This window comes from Streptomyces chrestomyceticus JCM 4735, assembly GCF_003865135.1.
Classification (GTDB): Bacteria; Actinomycetota; Actinomycetes; order Streptomycetales; family Streptomycetaceae; genus Streptomyces; species Streptomyces chrestomyceticus.
The window spans coordinates 4,909,163-4,928,170 of sequence record NZ_BHZC01000001.1 but is presented as its reverse complement, the minus strand read 5'-3'; the positions used below and the strand labels follow the sequence as shown (position 1 = coordinate 4,928,170).

The window sequence follows — 19,008 nt, the reverse complement described above, 5'->3', positions numbered from 1 at the left end:
GGCCCGGGCGCGTACTCCGTACGGCTCAGGCCGGGCAGAGGACGCGCTCGGGGCGACGGGCGGCAGGCACCGCGCCGCGGGGCGACGGGACCGCGGCGGCACGGGCCGGCGGGGCGCCGACGGGGGCGCTGTACGGGGCGGGATACGGAGCCGCGTACGGGGCGTCGAAGGCGTCGGACTGCACGCAGCGGGAGCTGGGGGCCGCGCCGTGCGCCTCGGCGCGGATGCGCTGCTTCATCGTCGGCGGCAGGGTCCGCCCGTACATCATCCGGGGTGCGGCGAACAGTGGCGCGGTGCCCGGGTACCCGAAGTCACGGTCGGCGTGCGGGCTTTCGGAAGCGCCCGGCGCCGCGTGCTTCCTGCTGCCGGGCGGCGCGGTCACCTCCCTCGCCCCGGCGGCGGGCGCGGCGGTCGTGCCGCGCGCCTCTCCTTCGGCCGGCGCGGGGATCGCGGCGAAGGCGACGGAGGAGGCCGCGGGGGTGCGGAACCCCAGCGCGGCGAGGAACTTGACGATGACGACGAGGAAGGCGGTCCAGAGTTTCGTGACCTTGGTGGTGGCCATGATCCCTCTCTTCTCTGCTCGGTCCTGCGGTGGTTCCGGGGCCTCGGGGCGGCACCGCGGTGAAGCGGTGGCACAGCGCCGCTGAGACGCTTGTCCCGATGACCGATTTGCGTACTTCCCTCATGATGTGTAGGCGCCGCCGGAACACGAGCACCGGCCACCGCGAATCGCCGTTCTTCGGATGAACACCACCCGGTCGGCCGATCCCGGCTCGCGCCGGCCGCCCGTTCCGTGCCCGCCGCGCCGCCCGCTCCTCCGTCTTCGCGCCCTCCGTTGGGGTGGCGGCGGCCGAGGCGCCGCGTGCTGGTCACCCGGCATTCACCGTGGGCTGGTGGGCTTCGCTGCGTCGGCATCCGGCCGGCGTACGAAGAGGAGAACTCATGCGAAGACTGCGCCTGTCCCGCCGCAGCGTCATCACCGGTGCCGCCGTGGTGCTGGCCACCGCCGCCGCCGTGCCCGCGGGAGCCGCCGCGTTCGGGACGGCGGACCAGGCGGAGCGGGCGGTCAGGGGCGGAGCGGCGAAGAACGTCATCCTGCTGATCGGCGACGGGATGGGCGACAGCGAGATCACCCTCGCCCGGGACTACACCGTGGGGGCCGCCGGGCGGCTGAACATGGACAAGTTCCCGATGACCGGCGCCTACACGACGTATGCCGTGGACAAGAACAAGAAGCCGGACTACGTCACCGACTCCGCGGCCAGCGGCAGCGGCTGGGCCACCGGCCACAAGACGGTCAACGGCCGGATCTCCAAGACGCCGGACACCGACAAGGCGCTGCCGACGATCCTGGAGCTGGCGCAGAGGAACGGTTACGCCACCGGCTCCGTCACCACCGCCGAGCTGACCGACGCCACCCCGGCCGTGCTCGCCTCGCACGCCACCGACCGAAGCTGCCAGGGCCCGGCCGACATGGCCAAGTGCCCCACCGACAAGATCAGCAAGGGCGGTCCCGGCTCGATCGCCGAGCAGAGCGTCAACCACAAGGTGGACGTGCTCCTCGGCGGGGGCAAGCAGCGCTTCGACCAGAAGATCACCGAGGGCCCGTACAAGGGTCTGACCGTGGCCGAGCAGGCCCGCAAGCTGGGCTACCAGGTCGTCACCGACCGCGACGCGCTCAAGCGGGTCAAGAGCGTCGCGGGCGGCAAGCCGGTGCTCGGCCTCTTCGCGCCGGGCAACGTGCCCGTGGAGTGGACCGGCAAGCCCGCCGCGGTCGGCGGCACCGACCCGCAGCGCTGCACGACCGCCAACCCGCAGCGGCCCCAGGGCACGCCCGCCCTGGACGAGCAGGCCGCCAAGGCCATCCAACTGCTGGAGAAGAAGCAGAAGGCGCAGCGCGGCCACGGCCGGGACAAGGGCTTCTTCCTCCAGGTCGAGGGCGCCTCGATCGACAAGCAGGACCACGCGGCCGACCCCTGCGGGCAGATCGGCGAGACCGCGGCGTTCGACCGCGCGGTGAAGGTGGCGCGGGACTACGCCGCCAAGCACCCCGACACGCTCGTCGTCACCACGGCCGACCACGGCCACTCCAGCCAGATCGTGCCGCTGGACGCCCAGCCGCCCGGCCTCTCCTCGACGCTCGTCACCGACGAGGGCGGCAAGCTGAAGGTCAACTACTCGACCAACACGCCGGGCAAGTCGCAGGAGCACACCGGTACGCAGGTCCGGATCGCCGCGCAGGGCCCGCAGGCGTACCGCGTCCTCGGCGTCACCGACCAGACGGAACTGTTCACCACGATCCGCACCGCGCTGCGGCTGCGGTGAGGGGCGGGCGGCGAGCCTGACCACCACCTGAGCCCGAGGGGGCTTTCGGGGAACGGGGGACGCGGAGGGCCGGGGCTGTCGCCCCGGCCCTCCGCCTGTGTGCGTCCGCCGAGGTGGGCCGTGTCCCGCGAGAATCTACAAGCCTGTAGATTTTGCTTGCGCATTACTCGATGGCGAGCGGTGCGCGGCACCCCGCGGGAACGACAAGGAGATCCACATGGCTCTGTGGGACCGGATCAAGGATTCCGCCCAGACGATGCAGACCCAGCTCGTCGCGAAGAAGAACGAACTGAAGAGCGGCGCCTTCCGGGACGCAAGCATGGCGATGTGCGCGCTCGTCGCCGCCGCCGACGGCCACGTCGACCCCTCCGAGCGGCAGCGGGTGGCCCAGCTCATCGCCACCAACGAGGTGCTGCAGAACTTCGCCGCCGACGATCTGCGCCGCCGCTTCGACACCTACCTGGACAAGCTGACCGCCGACTTCGACTTCGGCAAGGTCGGCCTGATGCAGGAGATCGGCAAGGTGAAGAAGAAGCCGGTCGAGGCGCGTGCCGTCATCCAGATCGGCATCGTCATCGGCGGCGCCGACGGCGACTTCGACAAGACCGAGCAGGCCGTCGTGCGCGAGGTCTGCTACGCGCTGGACATCCCGCCGGCCGAGTTCGACCTCTGACCGGACCGCGTCGTACGGCGCGCGGGCCCGCGGCATCTCTGCCGCGGGCCCGCCGTCGTACCGCCTGCCTCCGGTCGTCGCTCAGACGTTGACGCCGAAGTCCGCCGCGATGCCGGCCAGGCCGGACGCGTAGCCCTGGCCGACGGCGCGGAACTTCCACTCCGCGCCGTGCCGGTACAGCTCACCGAAGACCATGGCGGTCTCGGTGGAGGCGTCCTCGGTCAGGTCGTAGCGGGCCAGCTCGGCGCCGTCCGCCTGGTTGACGACGCGGATGAACGCGTTGCGGACCTGGCCGAAGCTCTGGCCGCGGGACTGCGCGTCGTGGATGGAGACCGGGAAGACGATCTTGGTGACCTCGGCGGGCACGCCCGCCAGGTTCACGTTGACCGACTCGTCGTCGCCCTCGCCCTCACCGGTCAGGTTGTCACCGGTGTGCTGGACCGAGCCGTCCGGGCTGGTGAGGTTGTTGTAGAAGACGAAGTGCCGGTCCGAGACGACCTTGCCCGACTCGTTGCACAGCAGGGCGCTCGCGTCGAGGTCGTAGTCGGCGCCGGTGGTCGTCCGGACGTCCCAGCCGAGGCCCACCGTCACGGCGGTCAGGCCGGGCGCCTCCTTCGACAGCGAGACGTTGCCGCCCTTGGCCAGCGAGACTCCCATGGATGTTCCTCCCGGGTCGGGGTGTGGCCTCCCGTGTGTGGCGGGCCACAAAATCTACAGTGCTGTAGAGCATGACGAACGAGGGACAGGACGCGTTCCCGGACCCCTCAGTAGGATGCGGCGACGCCCCCGCCGCGCGGGGCGTGCGGTACGGACGGGAGGCGACGGCGATGAACGGGGACCCCTCCGACGGCCGTACGGGCAGGTTCGGCGGCCATACGGGCGGGCCCGGTGGCCGTACGGGCGGACTCGGCGGCCCTACGGGCGAGCCCGGTGACCACACGGGCGGACCCGGTGACCACGCGGGCGGGCTCGACGGCCACCCGGGCAGCCGCGACCGGGCGCGCCGCCGCGGCCAGGGCGAGCTGGAGGCCCAGGTGCTGGCGGCGCTGCACCAGGCGCCCGGCCCGGCCACCGCCGCCTGGGTGCAGGACCACCTCGGCGGCGACCTCGCGTACACGACGGTGATGACGATCCTCTCCCGCCTGCACGCCAAGAAGGCCGTCACCCGGGAACGCGCCGGCCGCTCCTACGTGTGGCTCCCGGCGGCCGACGAGGCCGGGCTCGCCGCGCTGCGGATGCGCCGCGTCCTGGACAGCGAGTCCGACCGGGACGCGGTCCTGGCCAGCTTCGTCTCGGCGCTCTCCGCCCAGGACGAGCGGCTGCTGCGCACCCTGCTGGAGCGCGCCACCGGCGAGGACTTTGGCCCCGACGCCACCGGCCCCGACCCGGGCCGCCCCCCGCTCGGAGACTGAACTGACCCATGGGCGTCTTCGTCTTCCTCCCGCTCGTCCTGCCGCTGACCGCGCTGCCGATCGCCCGCCTCGCCGGGCAGCATCTGCACCCGCGCAGTACCACCCGCCTGCTGACCGCCCTGTCCGTGGTCCTCGGCGTGTGCAGCACGTTGTGTCTGGGGCTGCTGCTGGTGGTGGGCACCGCCCAGCTCCCCGGCAACCCCCTGCCCGACGGCTGGTCCGATCCGGAGGTGCGCGCCGCGGTGCCGTTCGCCGAGGTGGCCGGTACGGCGGCGATCGCCGCGCTCGCCGCCGTCGTGACTGCCGGTGGCACCGAACTGCGCCGCTACTACCGCGTCCGCTCCCGTACGCACCGCGCGCTGGACGGCCTGCCGTCCGCCACGGAACTGGCGGTGCTGCCCGACGACTCCCCCTACGCCTACGCCGTCCCCGCCCTGCCCGCGCGGCCCGGCAGGCCCGCGCGGCCCGGCCGGATCGCGGTCTCCCGCGGCATGCTGCGCAGCCTGGACAGCGACGAGCGCCGCGCCCTCATCGCCCACGAGCGCGCCCACCTGACGGAGCGCCACCACCGCTTCCAGCTCGCCGTACGGCTGGCGGGCTGCGCGAACCCGCTGCTGCGGCCGCTGCGTACGGCGGTCGCCTTCAGCGCCGAGCGCTGGGCCGACGAGGAGGCGGCGCGGACCGTCGGCGACCGGCGGCTGACCGCGCGCGCCGTGGGCAAGGCCGCACTGGTCTCCCGCCCCACGCCCGGCCCGCTGCTGGCAGGCTTCGCCGCCCCCGGCCCGGGCCCCGTACCGCGCCGGGTGGCCGCGCTCCTGGGCCCCGTGCCCCCGGCCCGGAGCTGGCCGCCGGCCCTCACTCCGGCCGGTCTGGCCGCCCTGATCGCCGCCGCGGGCACCGCCGCCTCGGCCCTCTCCGCGCTGAACGCGGCGGTGGCCCTGTTCCTCGTCCTCAAGGCGGCCACGCCGCTCTGACCCGCCCCCAGGGACACCTCAACGCACCGGCCACCTTTCTCCGGTCCTGCTGCCGCCCCCACCCCACCCCTCCTGTGATCTGCCCCACACCCCGCTACTTCTACAGTCGTGTAGAGCTGGGCTGTAGAGTGCGCCGGAACATGCACAACGGACGTGACGGCAGGGGGAGATGACGACGAGGTGCGGACCCCCGCCGGAAGGCGGCCCACCCCCGGAGGCGGAGGTGCAGTGGGTCTACCAACCGGTTGAACTGCAACACCCCGACGGTGGCTGGGAGTTGGGCCGTATCACCGCCTGGTGGCGGGACGGGGCAGGCGAACTGTGGTGCAGGTTGCGTACGATGCGCGGCAGCGGCGGCAGTTGCCCGCAGTGGTTTCCGTACGACCCCGACCGGATTCTCGTTCTGCCGAGCGCGGGCATCTGACGCACCAGAAGGACCATAGAGCGTGCAAGACAGGCACCGGCCCCGGCGGGGCGCACCCACCGGCCAGACCGGCTCTTCCGTCACCTCCGGCCCCGCGGGCCGGAGCGGCCCCTCGGGCCGCAGCGCCTCCACGGGCCGCACCGGCCCGGCCGGGGGCTCCCGCCGCGCGGGCTCCGGCGGCTCCCGCCGCGCCGCCGGTTCCGGCCGTGCCGCGGGCTCCGGCCGTGCCGCGGGCTCCGGCCGCGGGCGCAGGCCCGGCAAGGCCCGGATGACCCGGCGCGGCCGCATCCTCGCCTGGACCGGCGGCATCATCGGCGTCCTGCTGCTGATCACGGCCGGGGTCGGCGGCTGGATCTACTTCAAGCTGGACGGCAACATCCACGGCGCGGACGTCGGCAGCCGCCTCGGCGGCGACCGCCCCGCCAACCTCAGCCCCGGCTCCAAGAACATCCTCGTCGTCGGGTCGGACAGCCGCGCGGGCGCCAACGCCAAGTACGGCAAGAACCTGGACACCATGCAGTCGGACACCCTGATGGTGCTGCACATCGCCGCCAACCGGGAGTGGGCCACCGCCGTCTCCTTCCCGCGGGACTCCTGGGTGTCCATCCCGTCCTGCGACAGCGGCAACGGCCGGAAGTCCAAGCCCCACCACTTCAAGATCAACGAAGCGTTCACCATCGGCGGCGAGGGCGGTGACGTCGCCAGCGCGGCGGCCTGCACCATCAAGACCGTCGAGAAGAACACCGGGCTGCGCATCGACCACTTCGTCTCGGTCGACTTCCAGGGCTTCAAGGGCATGGTCAACGCCCTGGGAGGCATAGAGGTCTGCCCGAAGACCGCGATCCACGACAAGAAGGCGCACCTGGACATGGAGGCGGGCTGCCAGAACGTCCAGGACGAGAAGGCGCTCGGCTACGTCCGTACCCGCTACAGCGTCGGCGACGGCTCCGACCTCGGCCGGATCGGCCGCCAGCAGGAGTTCATGAAGGCGCTCGGCGAGAAGGCGCAGTCCAAGCTGACCAGCCCCGGCGCGCTGTACGACTTCCTCGACTCGGCCACCAAGTCGATCACCACGGACGACGACCTGGCGGGCGTCAAGCCGCTGTCCGAGCTGGCCTCCACGGTCAAGGACATCCCCAGCGACCGGCTCACCTTCCTGACCGTGCCGAACTATGCGCGCGAGGCGGACGTGCCCACCGACAAGGCGAATGTGGTCTGGCAGTACCCGCAGGCCGGCGGCCTCTTCAGCGACCTGGCGCACGACAAGGAGGTCAGCAAGGACAAGCTGGCCGCCGAGGCCAAGAAGCTCGTCACGGCGCGCTCGGTGAAGGTACGGGTCCTCAACGGCACGGGGAAGACGGGCTACGCGGCCGAGGTGGCGGCGACCCTGCGCAAGATGGGCTTCACGGTCGTCGCCACCGACAACGCGCCCCCCGGCACCAGCGAGACGGTCATCACCCACCCCGCGTCGCTGGACGCGCAGGCCCAGGTGCTCTCCGCCCGGCTCTCGGGCGTCAAGACGGAGAAGTCGGCGGACGCGACGGCCGCCGGGCCGGGCGTGGTGACGCTGACGGTGGGGCAAGGGTTCAGCACGACGGGCTGACGCCTCCTGCCACGTACGGCAGCGTCACGCGAACGCCGGAGCGCCGGCCGGGCTGATCACCCAGCCCGGCCGGCGCTCCGCCGTCTGTCTGCTCCTAAGCGCCCGTCAGCTCTTCTCCTCCAGGTCGCCCTCGGTCTCCAGGAACGCCTCCCGGAGCGCCGTCAGCGTCTCCTTGTCCGGCTCGGCCCACATGCCGCGCGACTCCGCCTCCAGGAGGCGCTCGGCGATGCCGTGCAGGGCCCAGGGGTTGGCCTCCTGGAGGAAGGCGCGGTTCTCCGGGTCCAGGACGTACGTCTGGGCGAGCTTGTCGTACATCCAGTCGGCGACGACGCCGGTCGTGGCGTCGTACCCGAACAGGTAGTCGACGGTCGCGGCCAGCTCGAAGGCGCCCTTGTAGCCGTGGCGGCGCATCGCCTCGATCCAGCGCGGGTTGACCACGCGGGCACGGAAGACCCGGGAGGTCTCCTCGACCAGCGTGCGGGTGCGGACTGTCTCGGGACGGGTGGAGTCGCCGATGTACGCCTCGGGCGCGGTGCCCTTGAGCGCGCGCACGGTCGCGACCATGCCGCCGTGGTACTGGAAGTAGTCGTCCGAGTCGGCGATGTCGTGCTCGCGGGTGTCGGTGTTCTTCGCCGCCACCGCGATCCGCTTGTAAGCGGTCTCCATCTCCTCGCGCGCAGGGCAGCCCTCCAGGCCGCGCCCGTACGCGTAACCGCCCCACACCGTGTAGACCTCGGCGAGGTCCGCGTCCGTACGCCAGTCACGCGAGTCGATGAGCTGGAGCAGGCCCGCGCCGTACGTGCCGGGGCGGGAGCCGAAGATGCGGGTGGTGGCGCGGCGCTCGTCGCCGTGCGCGGCCAGGTCGGCCTGGGCGTGCGCGCGGACGTAGTTGACGTCGGCGGGCTCGTCCAGGGACGCGGCGAGCCGTACGGCGTCGTCCAGCAGGCCGATGACGTGCGGGAACGCGTCGCGGAAGAAGCCGGAGATACGCAGCGTCACATCGACGCGCGGGCGCCCCAGTTCGTCCGCCGGGATGGGCTCCAGGCCGGTCACCCGGCGCGAGGCGTCGTCCCACACAGGCCGGATGCCGAGCAGGGCCATCGCCTCGGCCACGTCGTCACCGGAGGTACGCATCGCGCTCGTACCCCACAGGGACAGGCCCACCGAGGTCGGCCAGTCGCCGTGGTCGGTGCGGTAGCGCTCCAGGAGGCTGTCGGCGAGGGCCTGGCCGGTCTCCCAGGCCAGCTTGCTGGGGACGGCCTTGGGGTCGACGGAGTAGAAGTTACGGCCGGTCGGCAGGACGTTGACCAGGCCGCGCAGCGGCGATCCGGACGGGCCCGCCGGGACGAAGCCGCCGGCCAGCGCGTGCACGGCGTGGTCGATCTCGTCGGTGGTGGCGGCGAGGCGCGGCACGACCTCGCGGGCGGCGAAGGCGAGGATCGCCGCCACCGGCTCGCGCTGTGCCTCGGGCAGCTCGGCGGTGACCCGCTCGACGGCCGCCAGGTCCCACCCGGCGTCGTCCATGGCCTGCACCAGGCCGCGGGCCTGCTCCTCGACCGCGTCGGCGGTCGTCCGGGTCGCGGCCGACTCGTCCAGGCCCAGCGCCTCGCGCAGGCCCGGGAGCGAGGACGTACCGCCCCAGATCTGCCGGGCGCGCAGGATGGCGAGCACGAGGTTGACGCGCGCCTCACCCGCGGGCGCGCCGCCGAGGACGTGCAGGCCGTCGCGGATCTGCGCGTCCTTGACCTCGCACAGCCAGCCGTCGACGTGCAGCAGGAAGTCGTCGAAGCCCTCGTCGTCCGGGCGCTCCTCCAGGCCGAGGTCGTGGTGCAGCTTCGCGGCCTGGATCAGCGTCCAGATCTGGGCGCGGATCGCGGGCAGCTTGGCCGGGTCCATGGCGGAGATCGCCGCGTACTCGTCCAGCAACTGCTCCAGGCGCGCGATGTCGCCGTACGACTCGGCGCGGGCCATCGGCGGTACGAGGTGGTCGACCAGCGTGGCGTGCACCCGGCGCTTGGCCTGGGTGCCCTCGCCCGGGTCGTTGACCAGGAACGGGTAGATCAGCGGCAGGTCGCCGAGGGCCGCGTCCGGGCCGCAGGCGGCGGACAGGCCGGCGTTCTTGCCGGGCAGCCACTCCAGGTTGCCGTGCTTGCCCAGGTGGACCATGGCGTCGGCGCCGAAGCCGCCGTCCTCCTGGGAGGCGGCGATCCAGCGGTAGGCGGCCAGGTAGTGGTGCGACGGCGGCAGATCGGGGTCGTGGTAGATCGCGATCGGGTTCTCGCCGAAACCGCGCGGCGGCTGGATGAGGATGAGCAGATTGCCGCGGCGCAGGGCCGCCAGCACGATGTCGCCGTCCGGGTTCTGACTGCGGTCCACGAACATCTCGCCGGGCGGCGGGCCCCAGTGCTCCTCGACCTGCTCGCGCAGCTCCTGCGGCAGCGTGCCGTACCAGCGCTTGTAGTCGGCGGCCGGGATGCGGACGGGGTTGCGGGCGAGCTGCTCCTCGGTCAGCCACTCCTGGTCGTGGCCGCCCGCCTCGATCAGCGCGTAGATCAGCTCGTCGCCGTCGCCGGACTCCAGGCCGGGCACGGGCTCGTCCCCGTAGTCGTAGCCCTCTTCACGCAGGCGGCGCAGCAGGGCGACGGCGCTGGCCGGGGTGTCCAGGCCCACCGCGTTGCCGATGCGGGAGTGCTTGGTCGGGTACGCGGACAGCACCAGCGCCAGGCGCTTGTCGGCGGGCGCGATGTGGCGCAGCCGGGCGTGACGGACGGCGATGCCGGCGACCCGGGCGGCGCGCTCGGGGTCGGCGACGTACACCGGCAGGCCGTCCTCGTCGGTCTCCTTGAAGGAGAACGGAACGGTGATCAGCCGGCCGTCGAACTCGGGCACCGCGATCTGGCTGGCCGCGTCCAGCGGCGACAGGCCCTCGTCGTTCTCCTCCCAGGCGCTGCGCGGCCCGGTCAGGCACAGGGCCTGGAGGATCGGCACGTCCAGCGCGGCCAGCGCGCCCGCGTCCCAGGACTCGTCGTCACCGCCGGCCGACGCCTCGGCGGGCTTGGTGCCGCCCGCCGCCAGCACGGTCGTCACGATCGCGTCGGCGGCCCGCAGCTCCTCGATCAGCTCCGGCTCGGGCGCCCGCAGCGAGGCCACGAACAGCGGCATCGGGCGGCCGCCGGCCTCCTCGATCCGCTCGCACAGCGACTCGACGAAGCCGGTGTTGCCGCTCATGTGGTGGGCGCGGTAGTAGAGCACGGCGACCAGCGGGCCGGTCGCGGCGCCCGTGTCGTCCGTACGGGCCACGACCTCCGCGCCCGTACGCGCCTCGGCCGCCAGGTGCTTGGAGCGCTCCAGGTGGCCCCAGGAGGGCGCGGCGGCGGGCGGCTCGAAGCCGTGGCCGGTCAGCAGCACGGTGTCGGACAGGAAGCGGGCGAGCTGGTCCAGGTTGGCGGGGCCGCCGTGCGCCAGGTAGGCGTGGGCCTCGGCCGCGATGCCGATGGGGACGGTGGACGCCTCCATGAGCTGCGCGTCCGGCGCCTGTTCGCCGGTGAGCACCACGACGGGGCGGGTCTGGTCGGCGGCCAGGAGCTGGTCCAGGCCCTCCTGCCAGGCGCGCAGGCCGCCGAGGAGACGGACGACGACCAGGTCGGCGCCGTCCAGCAGGGCGGGCAGCTCGGCGAGGTCGAGACGGGCGGGGTTGGCGAGCCGGTACGGCACGGGACCGGCGGCCGCGCGGGCGCTCAGCAGGTCGGTGTCGGACGTCGACAGCAGCAGGATCATGGCGGCGTCTGGCCTTCCTCGGGGTCCGCGCCCCGGGCGGTGTCACGGACGGCGGGAGTTCCTGGCTCGCCCGGCGGTGGCCGGGCTCACAGTGGCGGGACCGCGCCGGGTTTCCACCGGGCTTCCTCCCTTGGCGCCGTCGCTGGCGTCCGATGGGCCAGGTGACCCATCGACCTGCATAGTAGAGGCTGCGATCGAACGGCGGGCGGGAGACCGTACAGACCATCGTCGGTATGCTCGCCGCCATGCCGCCCACCCCCGCGATACCCCCGCACCGGGACGAATCCCTCGTACGGGACAGCGGTGCCGCCTGCGCACCGGACCGTGGAGACCCCGGACGGGACGGCGGGGACGCCGTACGAGGCGCTGAGGGCACCCAGGTACAGGACCGAGCGGACGCCCACGTACAGAGCCCCGGAGACGCCCTCGTACGGGACCGCGGGGACGCCTGCCCCGGCGCGCTGCGGCTGCACTCCGCCGCCGACGGCTCCCTGGCCCGGCTCCGGCTCCCGGCCGGACTCCTGACGCCGCCTCAGACCCGTGCCCTCGCCGACGCCGCGGACCGCCTCGGCGACGGCCACCTCTCCCTCACCTCCCGAGGCAACGTGGAGCTGCGCGGCCTGGGCGACGCCTGCGCCGCACCGCTCGCCGGCCTGCTGCGCGACGCCGGTCTCCTCCCCTCCGACCAGCACGAACGCATCCGGAACATCGTCGCCTCCCCGCTCGCGGGCCTGGACGGGCAGGGCGCCGACGGCGGTGCCGCCGTCCAGGAGTGGGCCCGTGAGCTGGACCGCCTGCTGTGCGCGAGCGACGTGACCCCCGCCCTCTCCGGCCGCTTCCTCTTCGCGCTGGACGACGGCCGCGGCGACGTGGCCGCGCTCGGCGGCGATCTGACGTTGGTCGCAGAACCCGGCGGTACGGCGCTGCTGCGCGTCGGCGACGACACCGAGGCCCTGCGCCTGCCCGACAGCGCGGCCCCCCGCGCGGCCCGCACGGCCGCGGAAGCGTTTCTCTCCGTCGCCCACGAGGCCGGCAACGGCTCCTGGCGCGTCCGGGAACTCCCGCCCGGACACGACGCCGCGACCGTACGCGCCCGCCTCCGTAGCCGGCTACCGCAGCCGTACGAGACGGCCACGCCCCCGACGCCCACCGCGCCCCGCCCGCCCCGTCCCGGCATCCTCATCGCCCCCGACGGCACCCGGGCCGCCCTCTCCCTTCTCGCCCCCCTCGGCCGCCTCACCACCGCCCAGTTGCGGCGGCTGGCCGACGTGGCGGCCCAGGACGGGTACGGCGAACTCCGTATGACACCCTGGCGCGGCGTGGTCCTCCCCGGCCTCTCTCCCGAGGCGGCCGGCCCCCGGCTGCGCGAACTGGCCACGGCCGGCCTGGTCACCGACCCGGCCTCCCCCTGGTACGGGCTCGGCGCCTGCACCGGCCGTCCCGGCTGCGCCAAGTCCCTGTCCGACGTACGGGCGGACGCCGTGACCGCCCTGCGCGAGGACGGCACGGACGCACACGGGGAAACCACCGGCCCGGGTGCGGACGGCACCGGCCCCCACCGGCCGGACCCCGGCCTCCTCCCCGTCCACTGGTCGGGCTGCGCCCGCCGCTGCGGCCACCCGCACGGCGCGTGGGTCGATGTCGTCGCCACCGGCGACGCCTACGAGGTGTCCGTACGGGGCACCCGGCACCCGGCGCCCGCCACGGCCACCGTCCCCCTGACCGAACCCGGACGCCTCGCCGACGCCGTCGCGTCGGCCCGCGCGGCCGGCCGCACCACGCCATGACGGCCACCCGCACACCTGACATGACCGATGACATGACCGAGGGCAACGAAACACAGTGAGCGAGTTCGACTACGAGAAGGACGGCGCGGAGATCTACCGCCAGTCCTTCGCCACCATCCGCGCCGAGGCGGACCTCGCGGACCTGCCCGACGACGTCAGCAGGGTCGCCGTCCGCATGATCCACGCCTGCGGCATGACCGACCTGGTACGCGACCTGGCGTACTCCCCGAAGGTCGTCGCCCGGGCGAGCGAGGCGCTGCGGGACGGCGCCCCCATCCTCTGCGACGCCAACATGGTCGCCAGCGGCGTCACCCGCAAGCGGCTGCCCGCGGACAACGAGGTGCTCTGCACCCTCGCCGACCCGTCCGTACCGGACCTGGCCGAGCGGATGGGCACCACCCGCAGCGCCGCCGCCCTCGAACTGTGGCGCGACCGCCTGGACGGCGCGGTGGTCGCCGTCGGCAACGCCCCCACCGCCCTCTTCCGCCTCCTGGAGATGATCGAGGAGGGCGCGCCCCGCCCGGCCGCCGTCATCGGCATCCCGGTCGGCTTCATCGGCGCGGCCGAGTCCAAGGACGCGCTGGCCCAGCACCCCGCGGGCCTGGAACACCTGGTGGTACGCGGCCGGCGCGGCGGCAGCGCCATGGCCGCGGCGGCGATCAACGCGATAGCGAGCGTGGAAGAGTGACCGAGCAGCACCTCACCGGCCCCCGGGCCGGCCAGCCCTCCCCCGCCCCGGGCCGCCTGTACGGAGTCGGCCTCGGCCCCGGCGACCCGAACCTGATGACGCTTCGGGCCGTCGAGGTCATCTCCTCCGCCGACGTGATCGCGTACCACAGCGCCCGGCACGGCCGCTCGATCGCCCGCTCCATCGCCGAGCGCCACCTCCGCCCGGACCACATCGAAGAACGCCTGGTCTACCCGGTCACCACGGAGTCCACGGACCACCCCGACGGCTACCGGGGCGCCCTCAACGACTTCTACACCGAGGCCGCCGCCCGCCTCGCCGCCCACCTCGACGCGGGCCGCACGGTCGCCGTACTCGCCGAGGGCGACCCGTTGTTCTACGGCTCGTACCAGCACATGCACCAGCGCCTGGCGGACCGGTACGAGACCGAGGTCATCCCCGGCGTCACGTCCGTGAGCGCCGCCGCGGCCCGCCTCGGCAAACCTCTCTGCGAAGCCGACGAAGTCCTCACCATCCTCCCCGGCACCCTCCCCACCGAGGAACTGACCGCTCGCCTCGCCGCCACCGACGCCGCCGTCGTCATGAAGCTCGGCCGCACCTTCCCCTCCGTGCACCAGGCCCTGACCGACTCCGGCCGTCTCCCGGAGGCCGACTACGTCGAACGCGCCACCATGCCCGGTGAACGCACGGCACCACTGGCCTCGGTCGACCCGTCCACCGTCCCGTACTTCTCGGTGGCCGTCGTCCCCAGCCGCATCGCCACCCCGCCCCCGGCCCCCGTCACAGGCTCGGTCGTGGTCGTCGGCACCGGCCCGGCAGGCCCCCGCTGGCTCACCCCCGAGTCCCGCGGCGCCCTCGCCTCCGCCACCGACCTCGTCGGCTACACCACCTACCTGGACCGCGTCCCCGTACGCCCCGGCCAGGAGCGCCACGCCTCGGACAACAAGGTCGAGTCCGAGCGCGCCGAACTCGCCCTGGACCTGGCCCGCCGCGGCCGCCGGGTCGCGGTCGTCTCCGGCGGCGACCCCGGCATCTTCGCCATGGCGACGGCCGTCCTCGAAGTGGCCGCGCAGGAGCCCTACCGCGACGTCCCCGTCCAGGTCCTCCCCGGCGTCACCGCCGCCAACGCGGCCGCCGCCCGCGCCGGCGCCCCCCTCGGCCACGACTACGCGGTCATCTCCCTCTCCGACCGCCTCAAGCCCTGGGAAGTCATCGCCGACCGCCTCCACGCGGCCGCCTCCGCCGACCTGGCCCTGGCCCTCTACAACCCCGGCTCCCGCACCCGCACCTGGCAGGTCGCCAAGGCCCGCGAACTCCTCCTGGAGCACCGCACCCCCGACACCCCGGTGGTCATGGCCCGCGACGTCGGCGGCCCGACGGAGTCCGTACGCGTCGTCCCCCTGTCCGACCTGAACCCCGAGGAGGTCGACATGCGCACCATCCTCCTCATCGGCTCCTCCCAGACGGAGTCGGTACGCCGCGGGGATGCCGACCGCGACACGGTGTGGACGCCACGGCGGTACCCGGAGAAGTAAGAGTTCGCGCGACGGGCGGGGCCGGGCCACACCCCGGCCTGCACGTCGCGCGGGCCCGGCAAACACCCCGGCCCGCACGGCGGGTGGGTCCGGCTCACACCCCGGCCCGCCTGTCCCGGCCGCCCCGTCCTCCCCGCTCCCTCCGGTCGAACACCCGCCAAAAGACCCCCACCCAGCAGCCGAATCCAGCCACCCCCGGACCACCCCTCCCGCCGATCACCTAATCTCGGCGCGGCCCCGCCAACCCGGCGGACCGCTCAACGGGGCACACAAACGGGGACAGCACCACATGACCGGCAGATCCGGAAGCAAGCACCCACACTTACGCACCGCCGTCGCCACCGCCACGGCACTCCTACTAGCAGCCACAGCCACCGGCTGCGCCACCGAAAACAAACGCTGCGGCCCGGCCCCCTCGTCGCGCTACCGCGCCACGGACCTCCACGGCACCTGGTCCTCCCTGAAGGGCCACCTCAAGCTCAGCGACCTCGGCGGCAAACTGGGCCAGACCTTCAACTCCCAGGGCTGGCCGAAGAACACCACCCTCGACCAGACCGTCAACGACGCCCCCCTCGAAGGCGGCCTCTTCGGCAAGGGCACCTGGTCCCTCTCCACCGACCACACCACCCTCACCCTCACCTTCGACCGCCTGGACGCCGAGCTGGAACGCACCACCATCCACACTCTGCGGATCGGCGAGGAGAAGAACCAACCGGTCCTCTACACCAGGGTCGGAGACCCGGAGGAGTGCCATGTGTTCGCGCTGACGCGGCAGGGGGACTGAGCCGGAGCAGAACGACGAGTTGTGGCGGCCGGACCCGCGCCCGGGCCCGGCCGCCCACTCATTCAGTCCTTGTCACCGCCCTCCGGCGGGGGAACGACAAATCCCCTCAGTGGCCGGGGCAAGCGGCCTTCTTCCGCCTCGGCACGCTGCTGGGCGGCGTGTGCCCGCAGTCGGCGGCCACCACCACGAGTTCTTCGGCAGGCGTACGCCACAATTCCCCGTCGACGACGAATCCGGCCTCCCCCATGAGCGCCGTCGTACGGTCGATGACCGTTTGCGGCTGGCGTCGCGGTTCCGGCGGCTGCGGGTAATGGTGGACGAATCCGCCGAGCCGGTCGCACAGCGCGGCATAGGACTTCGTATGCAGAATCAGCGCGTGCCAGCCCTCGTCGACGACGCGGGACGGCGCAATGGCCGCACCCCGATACCGGGCGGCCGTCGCCACGAATGCCAGTGCCTGTACGAGAATGCGCTCCGCCGTGAGCCGGGGCATTCCGCGGTTCCCCGTCGCGATGGTGTCGCTCACGGCCAGGAATTCCGCTGCGGGCAGCAGCGCGCGAGCAGGGTTTTCCATGGACTTCCCCTCCACGTGGCTCCGCCCCTACCAGCAGCCCACGCCGGACAGCACTACCCGCCGCTGTTCGTCCGACTCGTCGAAAGTCGTCGCCGTACAGCCACCTGCCTCCGCGACCAACTTCTGCTGTTGCAGACGCACTTCGTGGTCCTGGGCCAGCCGCCCCCAGTTGTGCACCAGGCAGATCACTTTCCGCCGTTCCGCCTGCGGCCGCATGGTGCCGAGGAGGTCGCGGAATCGCGGCCGCTGGACGCCGATGGCGTGGTCACCGAAGTCGACCCATGTACCGGCCACCTCCCAACCCCACCGTGCGGCGTAGTTCTGGCAGCCGACGAGGCGCAGATCCAGGAGACTGTGCGACCTTGTCGCGCTGCGGTCGTAGATGAAGACGAGCGGCGTGTCCGGGCTCGCCGCACCGATCCGGATGTTCTCGTTGCCGACGGCCGTACCGCGCGACGACGATGTTTTCGTGTCCATGCACCGATTTCAGCTCCGCCACGGCGGGCACGGCAGACGACAACCTGCGACACGGAGTTGATCATGCCTGAATCCATCACCATCACCGGTACGCGTTCCACCGACCACCACCCGGACCAGTGGTACAGGACGGCCTTCTCCGCCTACCTCGCCCCTTTCGCCGCCCCCCGGGCCCACTTCTTCATCGGCGGCGCGAAAGGCATCGATTCCCTCGCCCTGCTGTGGCTGGCAGCCCGCTCCCGTTCCGCCATCACCGTGGTGGTGCCGGTGACCGTCGCCCAACAACCGGAAGAGGCACGACAGGCCATTGCGCAGTGCCGGAGCCGTATCACCGAAGTCGTGGAACTACAGGCTCCCGAACTCCACCCCGCCGCCTACCACGCACGTAATCGATGGATGGTGGACCGAAGCGATCTGACCATCGGCTTCCCACTCGAAGGGCAACACGACATGACCCGCGCGTCGGGTACCTGGCAAACTCTCGACTATACGGCCTCCCTGGGCAAACCCCGTCTCGTCGTGCCGACTTGAGGCTCCGCGCGGGCATCATGTGCCCATGAATACGCGTGACACGGCCGTCGGCGCCCGCACGCTGAAGCGCTTGCGCAGGTCCCGCGGCTGGTCCCTGGCCGGTCTGGCCCGAGCCCTGACCGGCACCGCCACGAGGCTGGGCCTCCCGCTCGCCGCCCCCACCACCGGCGTGCAACGCAGCGTCGCCCGCTGGGAGAACTCCGCCGCACCCGTCCGGCCCGGCCACCACTACCAACTCCTGCTGGCGCACCTCTACGCACGCGGCCCCGACGGCACCCCGCAGCTCGGCCCCGGCAGTGACTTCGCCGAACTCCTCACCGCCCTGGCTCACCACGGAGAGAGCGACCGGCAACTGGCCGACCTGCGCACCGTGGTCACCCGCACGGTGACCACCGGGAACGGAAGCCTGCTCGCCCTCCTCGGCCCGCACACCCAGGCGACGGTCTCCGGGGCCCTCGCGGACCCCGGCCGCACCGACGCCGGCCTGCTCGACACCCTCCACGCCGCAGTCGACACCGCGAACCAGCACGTGGGCTCGCTCCCCTTCGTACGCCTTCACCTGCTCCTCTCGCCCGTCGTCGAGACCTGTCGACGCCTCCTGACCCGCGACGTCCCGGCCCCGCTGCTCCCCGGGCTGCACACCGTCGCGGCACAGACCTTCACCCTCGCCGGCCGCATCGCCTTCGAGACACACGACGACGCCGCGTCGCGTGCTCTGTACGCCGCAGCCACGGAAGCCGCCGACCGGCTCCCGACATGGCGCCGCGCGGTCGTGCACATGAGCCACGCCCTCGTCACGCTCCACTCCGCGCCCGGCACCGACGCCGCCCGCGCGCTCGTGGAGGCCGCCGTCCGTGACGCGCGAACGGGAGACAGTCCCGCCGTACGCGGCCGCGCCCACGCCCTGCACGCCGAGATCGCCGCTCGCTCCGGCCATCGGCACCAGGCGCTCACCGCGCTCTCCCTGGCCCGGTACGACATCGACGACGGGCCTACGGACGACCCGTCGAACGCGGGATTCTCCTCCGCCCATCTCCGGGGCTTCGAGGGCCTGTGCACTCTCCACACCGGAGACGCCGCAACGGCCGAAACCCACTTCGCCGGCGCGGCAGCAGCTCTCACCCGGCCCCGCGACCGCCTGCAACGCGCGATCATCACCACTGACCAGGCACTCGCCCGCATCCGCTCGGGCGACCCCGCCGCAGGCACCGCGCTCCTGCACACCTGCGCCGACGAAATCTCAGCCACCGGTGGCCGAGTCCCCGCCCTGCGCCTCCGCAGAGCCCGTCACGCCCTCCGCCCCTGGCACGGCGAACGCTTCGTAGCAGAACTGGACGACCACCTTCTCACCATGTGCTGAAACCGCGCGGTGAAGCCTTGACGGCCAGCGCGACCCAACATAACGTTCCGATCCGAATCGGAACGTTAACCGGGTCACTCGTCA

17 protein-coding genes and 1 riboswitch are annotated in these 19,008 nt (G+C 73.0%); of the genes, 12 read left to right on the top strand and 5 right to left on the bottom strand.

Annotated features, from left to right (window positions below):
- Positions 1-25 precede the first annotated feature (25 nt).
- Positions 26-562, bottom strand: coding sequence for a DUF6344 domain-containing protein (locus EJG53_RS21235; RefSeq protein WP_125046146.1), 537 nt, complete (start codon positions 560-562; stop codon positions 26-28).
- Positions 563-942: 380 nt separating this feature from the next.
- Here EJG53_RS21235 and EJG53_RS21230 point away from each other — a divergent pair, with 380 nt between their 5' ends.
- Together EJG53_RS21230 and EJG53_RS21225 are read left to right on the top strand one after the other, a co-directional pair.
- Positions 943-2,325: an alkaline phosphatase gene (locus tag EJG53_RS21230; protein ID WP_125046145.1), complete on the top strand. Its 1,383-nt coding sequence runs from the start codon at positions 943-945 to the stop codon at positions 2,323-2,325.
- 217 nt (positions 2,326-2,542) lie between these two features.
- Entirely contained in the window at positions 2,543-2,998 is a 456-nt protein-coding gene (locus EJG53_RS21225; protein ID WP_031005144.1) for a tellurite resistance TerB family protein, read from the top strand.
- Between the two features lie 81 nt (positions 2,999-3,079).
- Here EJG53_RS21225 and EJG53_RS21220 read toward each other — a convergent pair whose 3' ends face one another.
- Complete coding sequence (locus EJG53_RS21220) at positions 3,080-3,655, bottom strand: TerD family protein (protein ID WP_125046144.1); 576 nt, start codon at positions 3,653-3,655, stop codon at positions 3,080-3,082.
- A 365-nt stretch (positions 3,656-4,020) separates the two neighbouring features.
- Between EJG53_RS21220 and EJG53_RS21215 the strand changes: the two genes are divergently transcribed.
- The 4 genes from EJG53_RS21215 to EJG53_RS21195 all read left to right on the top strand — a co-directional run bounded on the left by EJG53_RS21215 (position 4,021) and on the right by EJG53_RS21195 (position 7,411).
- Entirely contained in the window at positions 4,021-4,410 is a 390-nt protein-coding gene (locus EJG53_RS21215) for a BlaI/MecI/CopY family transcriptional regulator (RefSeq protein WP_125049491.1), read from the top strand.
- Between the two features lie 8 nt (positions 4,411-4,418).
- Positions 4,419-5,384 carry a M56 family metallopeptidase gene (locus EJG53_RS21210; protein WP_125046143.1) on the top strand — a complete coding sequence of 322 codons (966 nt, stop codon included), beginning with the start codon at positions 4,419-4,421 and terminating at the stop codon, positions 5,382-5,384.
- 223 nt (positions 5,385-5,607) lie between these two features.
- The gene (locus EJG53_RS21205) at positions 5,608-5,808 is read left to right on the top strand and encodes a hypothetical protein (RefSeq protein WP_031005151.1); all 201 of its coding nucleotides are present in this window, start codon (positions 5,608-5,610) and stop codon (positions 5,806-5,808) included.
- 268 nt (positions 5,809-6,076) lie between these two features.
- Positions 6,077-7,411, top strand: a complete 1,335-nt coding sequence (locus tag EJG53_RS21195; RefSeq protein WP_125046141.1) for an LCP family protein — start codon at positions 6,077-6,079, stop codon at positions 7,409-7,411.
- A gap of 105 nt (positions 7,412-7,516) precedes the next feature.
- On the opposite strand, the gene cobN is transcribed toward EJG53_RS21195, so the two are convergent.
- Positions 7,517-11,188, bottom strand: coding sequence for a cobaltochelatase subunit CobN (gene cobN / locus EJG53_RS21190; protein WP_125046140.1), 3,672 nt, complete (start codon positions 11,186-11,188; stop codon positions 7,517-7,519).
- Positions 11,189-11,243: 55 nt separating this feature from the next.
- Positions 11,244-11,316, bottom strand: a riboswitch (cobalamin riboswitch).
- A 117-nt stretch (positions 11,317-11,433) separates the two neighbouring features.
- Between cobN and cobG the strand changes: the two genes are divergently transcribed.
- The 4 genes from cobG (at position 11,434) to EJG53_RS21170 (ending at position 15,982) form a co-directional block, all read left to right on the top strand.
- Positions 11,434-12,975 (top strand): precorrin-3B synthase, encoded by a 1,542-nt coding sequence (cobG, locus tag EJG53_RS21185; RefSeq protein WP_244955260.1) that lies wholly within the window; start codon positions 11,434-11,436, stop codon positions 12,973-12,975.
- A gap of 55 nt (positions 12,976-13,030) precedes the next feature.
- Positions 13,031-13,663, top strand: a complete 633-nt coding sequence (locus EJG53_RS21180) for a precorrin-8X methylmutase (protein ID WP_125046138.1) — start codon at positions 13,031-13,033, stop codon at positions 13,661-13,663.
- Positions 13,660-15,198: a precorrin-2 C(20)-methyltransferase gene (locus EJG53_RS21175; RefSeq protein ID WP_125046137.1), complete on the top strand. Its 1,539-nt coding sequence runs from the start codon at positions 13,660-13,662 to the stop codon at positions 15,196-15,198. The genes EJG53_RS21180 and EJG53_RS21175 overlap by 4 nt, the downstream gene beginning before the upstream one ends.
- A gap of 289 nt (positions 15,199-15,487) precedes the next feature.
- Positions 15,488-15,982, top strand: coding sequence for a hypothetical protein (locus tag EJG53_RS21170; protein ID WP_125046136.1), 495 nt, complete (start codon positions 15,488-15,490; stop codon positions 15,980-15,982).
- A 106-nt stretch (positions 15,983-16,088) separates the two neighbouring features.
- Here EJG53_RS21170 and EJG53_RS21165 read toward each other — a convergent pair whose 3' ends face one another.
- A complete protein-coding gene (locus EJG53_RS21165) occupies positions 16,089-16,556 on the bottom strand; it encodes a glycine-rich domain-containing protein (protein WP_125046135.1) in 468 nt (155 codons plus the stop codon).
- Between the two features lie 27 nt (positions 16,557-16,583).
- Complete coding sequence (locus tag EJG53_RS21160; RefSeq protein WP_244955259.1) at positions 16,584-17,033, bottom strand: hypothetical protein; 450 nt, start codon at positions 17,031-17,033, stop codon at positions 16,584-16,586.
- Positions 17,034-17,096: 63 nt separating this feature from the next.
- Between EJG53_RS21160 and EJG53_RS21155 the strand changes: the two genes are divergently transcribed.
- Both EJG53_RS21155 and EJG53_RS21150 read left to right on the top strand, forming a co-directional pair.
- Entirely contained in the window at positions 17,097-17,564 is a 468-nt protein-coding gene (locus EJG53_RS21155; RefSeq protein WP_125046134.1) for an LOG family protein, read from the top strand.
- A 25-nt stretch (positions 17,565-17,589) separates the two neighbouring features.
- Positions 17,590-18,924 carry a hypothetical protein gene (locus EJG53_RS21150; RefSeq protein WP_174856437.1) on the top strand — a complete coding sequence of 445 codons (1,335 nt, stop codon included), beginning with the start codon at positions 17,590-17,592 and terminating at the stop codon, positions 18,922-18,924.
- Positions 18,925-19,008: the final 84 nt, after the last annotated feature.